At 67.4% G+C, this 233-nt stretch carries 1 protein-coding gene; it reads right to left on the bottom strand.

Annotated features, from left to right (window positions below; all coding sequences use genetic code 11):
- A partial coding sequence (locus FHD02_RS24225; RefSeq protein ID WP_220394397.1) for an Ig-like domain-containing protein occupies positions 1–233 on the bottom strand: 233 nt, incomplete at both ends.

Genomic DNA, 233 nt, shown 5'->3' with positions numbered 1-233 from the left:
CCGCGGTGTTGCCCGCGAGGTCGGTGACGGTGGCCACGATGGTGTGGTCACCGTCGGCCAGCTCGCCGGACGTGATATGCCACTGACCGGCCGCGTCTTTCGTTGCCGCCACCGGGGTGCCGCCGTCGATGCTCACCATCACGCTCACGGCGTCTTTATCCGTGGCAATGGCAAAGCCCGGCGTAGTGTCGTTGGTCTGGTTATCCCCCGCCCTGCCGGTGTCGTCGCTCAGC

This window comes from Citrobacter sp. EC_71 (assembly GCF_019584005.1).
Classification (GTDB): domain Bacteria; phylum Pseudomonadota; class Gammaproteobacteria; order Enterobacterales; family Enterobacteriaceae; genus Citrobacter; species Citrobacter werkmanii.
Note: the sequence above shows the minus strand (reverse complement) of the source record. Positions and strands in the feature narration are given on the sequence as shown.